Genomic DNA, 8,290 nt, shown 5'->3' with positions numbered 1-8,290 from the left:
GGGGGGGGGGAGGGCGTACGACATCTCTCGTCGCTGGATACCCGTTACATATCTAAAACTGTAACCCTCACCGGGCGCTCCCCGGACGAGAGTTCTAATATAGAGAACGTCGGTCTGAGCGGGGGAGAACTCGAACGCGGCAATAGCCAAAAATGGTACCGAGCAAGCTCCGTGAGAGGGCAGTGCTACTGGTCGCCAGACCCCCACCCGTACGCCTGCCATCCGCCGTCGGCGTGGAGAACCTCCCCGGTGACGAAGTTGTTCCGCCCGACGAGAAAGAGCGCACACTCGGCCATCTCCTCTACGCTACCGAACCGGTTCATCGGCGTCCGGTCGCGGATGTCGTCGTCGGTGTATCCGGCCGACCCCTGGGTCTGTTCGGTAATCTCCGTCCAGATGAACCCGGGTGCGAGGGCGTTGACGTGGATATCGTGTTCGGCCCACTCCACTGCGAGCGTCTGCGTGAGGTTGTTCACGCCGGCTTTCGCTGCGCAGTACGGCGACCGCTTCTGGAGGCCCCGACTACCCATCAGCGAGGAGATATTGAGAATCGCACCGCCTTTCTCCTGTTCCATCATCCGTCTGCCCGCGGCCTGACAGCCGATGAACGTGCCGACCAAGTCGACGTCGACGACTTTGCGCCACTCCTCGATGTCGAACTCGTGAGCCTCGCCGAGTATCGTGAGGCCAGCGTTGTTCACCATCACGTCCACGCTTCCGAAACGTTCGACGGTGGTCTCCACCAGCGCTTCCATCGCGCCCTCGTCCGTGACGTCCGCCTCGACACCGATGGCGGTGCCGCCGTCGTCCGCTATCGCTTCGGCCACCTCGTCGGCCCGGTCCTGCGACCGGGAGTTGACGACGACGTTCGCCCCTTCCGCGGCGAACCGTTCGGCGATTCCTTTACCGATTCCCTGGCTGGACCCCGTGATTATCGCAGTCTCTCCGTCGAGCTGTTCTGACATACTCGTTCGACACCACCGGTGAAAAACACTTCACTGTTCCGGATGTTCGACCCGACTCAGAGACCGTACAGTTCCTTCGGCCTGTCGTAGGCGACGTGTTCGACCAGTCGCCGGGCGTTGTCGGCGGGTATCTGCCCGCATTCGACCATCTCGCCCGCTACGTTGGCGAGCGTTCGCCGGAACATCTCGAACCGCGACCCGTAGGAGACGACTTTCCGCGAGTCGCTGACCATGCCGGCGTAGTTCGCGAGGAGGTCGACGGACGCGACGCGTTCTAACTGGTTCGCGAGTCCGAACGGACTGTCGTTGAACCACCACGCGGGTCCGATGCTCACGTTCGGGTACGCGCGGGCGATCACCGTCGCACTCGGATAGTGCGTCGGGTCCAACGTGTAGAGGACGATGTCCATCTCGCCGTCGAAGGCGTCGAGGAAGTAGTCGAGTCCCTCGACGATGTCCACGTCCCGCGTCGAGACGTCGCCGCCGGCGTTCGGGCCGACTTCGTCGTAGAGGGAGTCCCGATAGTCGCGGACCGCACCGATGTGGAGCTGCGTCACCCATCCCGCCTCCGCGTTCAACCGGCCGACGTATTCGAGGAGGAACGCCTTGAAGTCGCGCACCTCCGCATCGTCGAGGGCGTCCCCCCTGCGCGCTCTCTCGTAGACGCCGCCTGCGCGTTCACGACTCACCGGTCTCGAAACGGGGTCGGTCCCGACTCCTATATCACAGGCGACGCAACCGTGGTCGACGAAGTACTCGTGCGTCTCCGCGAGTGCGTCGAGGAAGCCGTCGAACGCCTCGACGTCGCTCTCCGTCACGGAAGCGAGTTCCAACACGAACGTAGACCACTCGGCGTTCTCCACCTTCAGCGCTCGGTCCGGACGCCAGGTGGGACGGATATCGACGCCCTCGACTTCCGTTTCGGCCCGTTCGTGGTACTCCAGACGCGACGTGGGGTCGTCGCTGCTACAGAGCGCTTCGACGTTCATCTCGCGGAGGATTTCCTGCGGCCGTTTCTGCGGCTCGGCGAGTTGGCTCTTCGTCTTGGACCATATCTCGTCGGCCGTCTCCGCGTTCAGCGATTTCTCGACGCCGAACCGCCGCTTCAAGTCGAGATGAATCCACTCGTAGGTAGGGTTACCCGCGAAGTCGGGGCAGACCTCCGCGAGGGCGTTCCACTTCTCCCGATTGTCGGCGTCGCCGGTAATCTTCTCCTCGGGGACGCCCCGCTTTCGCATGAGCTGCCAGACGTAGTGGTCCGTCGCGCCTTCGACCTCCCAGATGTCGGTCCACGGTTCGTTCTCGACGACTTCGGCCACGTCGATGTGGTTGTGCGGGTCGACGACCGGGAGGTCGGCGATCGCGTCATAGAGCGCCGCCGCCGCATCCGACTGTAACAGGTAGTCCTCGTCGATGAATCCCATGGTCGAACCTGCTCGGACGCCGACAATAAAACTTCGGACCGGTTCGCGGACCGACGGCCGGACGAAATCGGCTATCGGCCTTCGGTCCGCTCTAAGAGCCCCTTCATGTAGCCGACGGCGAACAGGCGACCCATGTCGGTGTACCCGGCCTGCGTGCCCTCCCTGTCCTGTTCGCCGAGCATCTTCGGGACGTGGTCGGGACGGATGGGTCCGTCGAACCCCGCGTCGCGGTACGCCTCCATCGCGGCGAGCATGTCGGTCTGTCCCTCCTCGTGCCACGTCTCGGTGAACGACTCCGCCTCCCCCTCCACGTCGCGGAAGTGGACGAAGTGGATCCGGTCGCCGAAGCGGTGAATCGCCTCGGGCACGTCGGCCCCCATCGCCGAGAAGTTGCCTTGACAGAACGTCAGTCCGTGGTTTGGGCTGTCGTGGAGGTCCAAGATTCGTCGGACGTTCTCGACAGAGTTGACGAGTCGAGGCACGCCGCGAACGGACGATACCGGGGGGTCGTCGGGATGGAGTGCGAGCTTGACGCCCGCCTCCTCCGCGACGGGGACGACCTCGTCGAGGAAGTATTCGAGATTCTCCCACAGCTCCGACTCGCCAATATCGACGGGGTGGTCGGGGGCGCGTTCGGACTGTTCGTGCTCGTACGCCGTCGTCCGCGACTCGCCGCGAAGCGGAACGGCGTCCGAGGTTCGAATTACGCCGACGGGGTTCTCCGTCCACACCCACGAGTAGACGTCGATGTCGGCCCGTCCCATGTTCCGGAGTAACCGTTTGACCGTCGCTATCTCCTCGTCGCGTCCCTCGCGGCCGAGTACCGTGTCGGTCATCGGCGGGCGGTCCTCGACGACGTCCAAGGAGAGGCCGTGATCGGCGAAGCGGTTGCGCGTCTTCAGCAACGAGTCGTACGTCCACCACTCCTCCTCGCCCCAGAAGCGAACGACGGCCGTCGAAAGCCCGAGCTGTTTGGCAATCGTCCACCGACGGTCCGGGTGCGGCGGGAGCATCCACGTAACGTCCATGCCTCGAAGTTCTGCGAGCATCGGTATATAGGTTGTCCGACTCGTGCTGCCCAGCTCCGTCCCACCGTCACCGACGACTGCCGGGGATGCGACGAGAAGTGACCACTCGACGTCGAACCCCTCCAACGCTTCCGTGGCGATCTCGTCGGCGAACTGGCGCGCGACGCCGACGGCGTTGTCGTCGGTGTACTCCGTGCGCTCCACCGCTCCGATTTCGGCGAGGGCGGCTATCGCGCTCTCGTACTCCGACTCGGTTAGCGGCGAGTAGAGTACGAGTTCGGCGTTCGCTCCTCCGGCGTAGGCGGCGGTCGAACGAATCGTGACGTACTCGTGACGACATTTATATCAACGCGAATTACATCTAAAGTTCAGAAATTTTCATTAAACAATCAGTCGAATAGACATCCGGTGCTTCAGCGCACCGAGACGAAGCTATGTCCAGACGTAACTTACTAGACGACGGACCGTCGGCAGGCGAATCGACGGGCGAGAGAGGAGAGACACGGGACGTAGAGCCAGCCGAGACGGCGGGCGGACTCGACAGACGGGGGTACCTGCAGATACTGGGCGCGGCCGGCCTGCTCGGGTTCGGCGCGAGCAGTTCGTCCGTCGCGTCCGCAACGGCGGATTCGGACGCACGCACCGTCGAGGTGACCGACGAGGACGAGACGGATTGGGAGGCGGCCGCGGACGAGCGAATCCGCGAACACCGAACCGCCGACCTCACCGTCGAAGTCGTGGACGACGACGGAAATCCGGTCGCCGCCGACGTGAACGTGGAGATGAACGAACACGCGTACGGGTTCGGAACGGCGGTCAACGCGGGTACCCTCATAGAGGAGACGGAACCCGGCGACGACTACCGCGAACACATCCCGGAGCTGTTCAACAAGGCGGTTCTGGAAAACCACCACAAGTGGCGCTTCTGGGAGGAGAGCACCGAGCTCTCCGACGAGGCGACGCAGTGGATTCTCGATCACGCCCTCGACCTCCGAGGTCACGTCGCCCTCTGGGGGAACGTCGAAGCGTGGGCGGTTCCGCCGGATGTCGTGAAGGCGATGGGCGTCGAGTGGGAGGACAACGGCGTCACCGACCCAGAACTCGACCCCGAGTACGTCTACGAGCGAACGACCGAACACGTCCGAGAGATAATCGAACACTACGGCGACGACATCGAGGAATGGGAGATATATAACGAGGCGATTCACCAGACCAGAATCGTCGAGGCAATAGAGGGCGGCGAGATCCCCGACGGTGCGGAGTACAACGCCTGGACCGCCCCCATCGTCAGCGAGTGGTACGACATCGCCGCGGACGTCGCGCCCGACGGCGTCACGTTGGCCACGAACGACTACAACGTCTTCGCGGGCCCCTACGAGAGCGAACGGAAACGCTATCGAGAGCAGATCGAAGCCCTGCAGGACGACGGCGTCGACCTCGGCAGTGTCGGACTACAGAGCCACTTCGGGGAGGACGAGACGCTCACCTCGGTCGAAATGCTCGAAGGACTCAACGAGTACGCCCAGTACGGCGCGGAACTCAAAGTGACCGAGTTCGACACCGCGGACGATAGCTGGGACGACGAAGCGAAAGCCGACTACCTCTATCGGTTCCTGAAGACGCTGTACAGTCACCCGGCCACGTCCGACTTCCTGATGTGGGGCTTCTGGGACGGTCGCCACTGGCAGGGCGAAGCGCCCCTGTTTTACGAGGATTGGTCGAAGAAACCGGCGTACGACGCGTACACCGAACTCGTGTTCGATCAGTGGTGGACCGACACGTCCGGGACGACGGACGACGGAACGTTCTCCGCGAGGGCTTACCTCGGGTACTACGACCTGACGCTGTCGGTAGACGAGGGCGAACTCGAAATCGACGCGGCCGTCACCGATCCGTCGCCCGAGACGGTTCACGTACAGACCGTCGAGATAGACGTTCTCGGCGGCGGAAACGGGCGCTCGAACGGCAACGTGCCCGTTCGCGTCTCCGACGGCGACGCGTTCGAGGCCGACGATCTCGACACCGACACGGTTCGCTTCGGCGCTCCCGACGCCGTCAACGACGGCGGGGGTAGTCCCGTGCAGAACGAACGGAACCGCGGTGGCGGAAACGGCGACGGCCGTGACCATCGCGTCCTCGTCTTCGACGCCGAGGAGAGCGCTCTCGACGGCGGCGCTGCGATGCTCCGCGGCGAAACCGACGACGGAACCGTCGTCGTCGGGTACGACGGGTAGGCCGGACCCGACGACCGCTCGGACCGATGCCGAGCGTCGCGTCCACCCGCCTCCCGTACGCAGCGTCGTCGCGATGCGTCGACGGAGAACGCCGGCGTTCGGCGCGACGCTCCGTCGGTCCGACTCCGATCTACGATCGGGTGAGACGATGGAACTAATAGCGCGGGAAGAGATGTACGGCCGAACGATGAACTGGTCACGCGAGGAGTTCTGGGAGAGGATGGAGGGATTCCGCGTCCTCTGGTTCTGTCTGGCGGTCGCCGACGTACTGTTCGGACTGGTCGCAGTCGTGACGCTCTTCGCGATGTCGTTCGATACGTCGGATCCGAGCGTCGTCATCGCCGTCCTCGACGTCGCCATCGTCGCCGTGACGTTAGTTCCCCTCACGTACGTCCTCTACCGACTCCGACAACGGCAACGGGAGAAAGAGGCGCGTCGGGCGAAGGCGGAGTAGTCGAAAGAGAACCGGTAGCCGGTCTCAGTCGTCCGCTTCGCCACCCGTTATCGAACTTCGACCGTCCGTCGATTCGAGGTCTTCGATGGGTTCGCTGTCCCAGTACGGATGGTCGTCGTCGTACACCCGGAAGCAGGCCGCCGGATGGGTGGCGTCGGCGCCCCGTTGGTGGGTCGACTCCTCCAGCGTCGGTTCTTCCTTCGCGCACGCCTCGCGCGCCTCGGGGCACCGCGTGTGGAAGCGGCAACCGCTCGGAGGGTCCACCGGGTCCGGGATGTCTATCTCCCGAATCGGCGGCTCGGAGACGTCGTCCGTCTTGGCTTCGAGGTCCGGCGTCGCCCACTGAAGCACCTTCGAGTAGGGGTGTTTCGGGTTCCTGAGAACCTCCTCGGTCGGGCCGATTTCGACCATCTGCCCGAGATACATGATGCCGATTCGACCGCCCGTCTTCTTCGTGAGGTAGCGAGCGTTCGAGAGGTTGTGCGAGATGAACAGGAACGACGTGTTGAACTGGTCCTGCAGTTCGAGCATCAGGTCCATCATGTCAACGCGCAGGCTCACGTCGAGTGCGCTGACCGCCTCGTCCGCGAGGATAAGGTCGGGGTTCATCAACAGCGCACGGATGAGCGCGACGCGCTGTTTCTCGCCGCCGGAGAGCTGGTGCGGGTAGCGACCCGAGTAGTCCTCGGCCGGCTTCATGCCGACGCGTTCGAGCATGCCGTGGATGCGCGCCTCCCGGTCGTCCGTCGACATCTCGGGATGCCACGTCTTCAGCGGTCGTTCGAGCGTGTTGAGCACCCGGCGGTTCGGGTTGAGCGAACTCCCGGGGTCCTGGTGGATTATCTGCAGTGCGCGGCGGATGTCGCCGAACGGGATCTCCGCGTCGGAGCCGTTCTCGCGCGCCTCCCAGATGTCCTGTCCGCGGTATTTGACGCTGCCGCTAGTCGGTCGCTGGAGGCCGATTGCGGTCTTCCCGAGCGTCGTCTTCCCGCACCCGGACTCGCCGACGAGGGCGACGACGTCGTTCTCGCCGATTTCGAGGTCGACCCCGTTGACCGCCTGCACCGTCTGCTCGTCGGAGAAGAAACCGCTCTTGTTGGTGAAGTGAACCTCCACGTCCTCCATCGAGATGACGGGTTGGTCGCTACTCATCGTACCGCACCCCCTCGATGTGCAGCGGAATCTCCTCGGGAACGTCCTCCCAGAAGTGACAGGCCGCCCTGTTCGTCACTCCGGAGCCGTCGTCGGCGTCGGTTTCGTACATCTCCGGGTCGACGTCGACGCATATCTCCTCGGAAAGCGGGCATCGGGGGTGGTACGAACAGCCCGGCGGGACGTTCACCGGGTCGGGGCTCTCGCCCTCGATGGGTTCCATCTCGTCGACGGGCGTGTTCAGGTTCGGCGTCGAATTTATCAGCGCGCGGGTGTACGGGTGGTGGCCGTCGTGGATGATGGTCTCCGCCGACCCGATTTCGCAGAACTCGAAGGCGTACATCACCGCGATACGGTCGGCCAGACCGGACGCGAGTTCCAAGTCGTGCGTGATGAAGACCATCGTCAGGTTGTACTGCTCGCGCAGTTCCGACAGCAACGCGATGATGGAGCGCTGCATGAGTAAATCGAGCGCCGCCGTCGGTTCGTCCATCACGAGCACCTCGGGTTCGAGGATGAGCGACAGGGCGATGAGCGCGCGCTGTTTCATCCCGCCCGAGAGCTCGTGCGGGTAGGCGTTGAGGATGCGTTCGGGGCTAAGGTAGACGTCCGAGATGAGCTGTCGAGCCCGGTCCATCCCCTCCTGCTTCGGTTCGCCGTGAGCCTTGAGCGTCTCCTCGAAGTGGTCGCCGATGGTCATCGTCGGGTTCCACGAGTCCATCGCGCCCTGGAACACCATCGCCACGTCCTCCCACCGCATCTGACGGAGGCCCTCTTCTGTCTGTTCGAGGACGTCGACCGTCCCCCCGCGTTCGGGGTAGTACTCTATCTCGCCGAACGTCAGCCCCGGTTCGGGGACGGCGTCGAGGAGGGCGGAGGCGAACATCGACTTGCCCGATCCGCTCTCCCCGACGACGCCGAGAATCTCGCCCCGTTTGATATCGACGTCGACGCTGTTGAGGACGCGGGACTCGCCGCGTTCGAGGTCGAACGAGACCGAGAGGTCTCGAATCGACATTATGTTCTCCGATTC

General features: G+C 63.9%; 7 protein-coding genes. 2 read left to right on the top strand and 5 right to left on the bottom strand.

Going from position 1 to position 8,290, the window contains the following annotated elements; translation table 11 throughout:
• Nucleotides 1–185 precede the first annotated feature (185 nt).
• From ACFQEV_RS08665 to ACFQEV_RS08655, 3 genes are all read right to left on the bottom strand, one after another.
• Nucleotides 186–965, bottom strand: a complete 780-nt coding sequence (locus ACFQEV_RS08665) for an SDR family NAD(P)-dependent oxidoreductase (protein ID WP_379694906.1) — start codon at nt 963–965, stop codon at nt 186–188.
• A 56-nt stretch (nt 966–1,021) separates the two neighbouring features.
• Nucleotides 1,022–2,389, bottom strand: a complete 1,368-nt coding sequence (gene uxaC / locus ACFQEV_RS08660; RefSeq protein WP_379694904.1) for a glucuronate isomerase — start codon at nt 2,387–2,389, stop codon at nt 1,022–1,024.
• Nucleotides 2,390–2,460: 71 nt separating this feature from the next.
• Nucleotides 2,461–3,417, bottom strand: a complete 957-nt coding sequence (locus ACFQEV_RS08655; RefSeq protein ID WP_379695237.1) for a mannonate dehydratase — start codon at nt 3,415–3,417, stop codon at nt 2,461–2,463.
• Between the two features lie 434 nt (nt 3,418–3,851).
• Between ACFQEV_RS08655 and ACFQEV_RS08650 the strand changes: the two genes are divergently transcribed.
• Nucleotides 3,852–5,651 (top strand): endo-1,4-beta-xylanase, encoded by a 1,800-nt coding sequence (locus ACFQEV_RS08650; RefSeq protein ID WP_379694902.1) that lies wholly within the window; start codon nt 3,852–3,854, stop codon nt 5,649–5,651.
• A gap of 187 nt (nt 5,652–5,838) precedes the next feature.
• Nucleotides 5,839–6,105: a hypothetical protein gene (locus ACFQEV_RS08645; protein ID WP_379694900.1), complete on the top strand. Its 267-nt coding sequence runs from the start codon at nt 5,839–5,841 to the stop codon at nt 6,103–6,105.
• Nucleotides 6,106–6,129: 24 nt separating this feature from the next.
• Here ACFQEV_RS08645 and ACFQEV_RS08640 read toward each other — a convergent pair whose 3' ends face one another.
• Both ACFQEV_RS08640 and ACFQEV_RS08635 read right to left on the bottom strand, forming a co-directional pair.
• The gene (locus tag ACFQEV_RS08640) at nt 6,130–7,257 is read right to left on the bottom strand and encodes an ABC transporter ATP-binding protein (RefSeq protein WP_379694898.1); all 1,128 of its coding nucleotides are present in this window, start codon (nt 7,255–7,257) and stop codon (nt 6,130–6,132) included.
• Complete coding sequence (locus ACFQEV_RS08635) at nt 7,250–8,275, bottom strand: ABC transporter ATP-binding protein (protein WP_379694896.1); 1,026 nt, start codon at nt 8,273–8,275, stop codon at nt 7,250–7,252. Before ACFQEV_RS08635 ends, ACFQEV_RS08640 begins: the two co-directional genes overlap by 8 nt.
• Between the last annotated feature and the right edge of the window lie 15 nt (nt 8,276–8,290).

It is taken from the genome of Halopelagius fulvigenes (genome assembly GCF_042662625.1).
Classification (GTDB): domain Archaea; phylum Halobacteriota; class Halobacteria; order Halobacteriales; family Haloferacaceae; genus Halopelagius; species Halopelagius fulvigenes.
The sequence above is the reverse complement of the archived record's forward strand: the minus strand, read 5'-3'. Positions and strand labels throughout refer to the sequence as shown.

Bases quoted from the DNA above. Each gene is read 5' to 3' on its own strand.
- ACFQEV_RS08665 (WP_379694906.1), bottom strand. From the start codon at position 965: ATGTCAGAACAGCTCGACGGAGAGACTGCGATAATCACGGGGTCCAGC.
- ACFQEV_RS08640 (WP_379694898.1), bottom strand. From the start codon at position 7,257: ATGAGTAGCGACCAACCCGTCATCTCGATGGAGGACGTGGAGGTTCAC.
- ACFQEV_RS08635 (WP_379694896.1), bottom strand. From the start codon at position 8,275: ATGTCGATTCGAGACCTCTCGGTCTCGTTCGACCTCGAACGCGGCGAG.
- uxaC (WP_379694904.1), bottom strand. From the start codon at position 2,389: ATGGGATTCATCGACGAGGACTACCTGTTACAGTCGGATGCGGCGGCG.
- ACFQEV_RS08645 (WP_379694900.1), top strand. From the start codon at position 5,839: ATGAACTGGTCACGCGAGGAGTTCTGGGAGAGGATGGAGGGATTCCGC.
- ACFQEV_RS08650 (WP_379694902.1), top strand. From the start codon at position 3,852: ATGTCCAGACGTAACTTACTAGACGACGGACCGTCGGCAGGCGAATCG.
- ACFQEV_RS08655 (WP_379695237.1), bottom strand. From the start codon at position 3,417: ATGGACGTTACGTGGATGCTCCCGCCGCACCCGGACCGTCGGTGGACG.